The organism is Blastococcus sp. CCUG 61487 (assembly GCF_005222955.1).
Lineage (GTDB): Bacteria > Actinomycetota > Actinomycetes > Mycobacteriales > Geodermatophilaceae > Blastococcus.
This window is the reverse complement of the sequence record NZ_LWUA01000194.1, coordinates 1-468: the sequence shown is the minus strand read 5'-3', so window position 1 is coordinate 468 and position 468 is coordinate 1. Positions and strand designations below refer to the sequence as shown.

The window sequence follows — 468 nt, the reverse complement described above, 5'->3', positions numbered from 1 at the left end:
CGATATCATGCAGCAGCTCGATCGGCTGCACCTGGAGTACCCCTTCGCAGGTTCGCGTATGCTGCGCGGCCTGCTGGCTTTGCGGGGGTGCAAGGTCGGACGCCGTCATGTCAAGACGCTGATGCGGCGGATGGGGATGGAGGCGCTCTATCGCCGTCCACGCACCACCAAGCCCGAGCCCGGTCACAAGATCTACCCGTACCTGCTGCGCGACCTGGAGATTACGCGACCGAACCAGGTCTGGGCCATGGACATCTCCTATATCCCGATGGCCCATGGCTTCGTCTATCTCGCCGCGGTGCTGGACTGGGCGACCCGTCGTGTTCTGTCCTGGCGGCTGTCGATCACGATGGAGGCGGCCTTCTGCGTCGAGACATTGGAGGATGCTCTCGCGCGTCACGGCAAGCCGGACATCTTCAACACCGACCAGGGCTCGCAGTTCACCGGTGCGGCCTTCACCGGCGTATT

The 468-nt window shown here is 63.7% G+C and carries 1 protein-coding gene; it reads left to right on the top strand.

The window, feature by feature from the left end; genetic code table 11:
* On the top strand, positions 1-468 hold a 468-nt coding region (locus A6V29_RS10215), incomplete at both ends, for a DDE-type integrase/transposase/recombinase (RefSeq protein ID WP_137160189.1).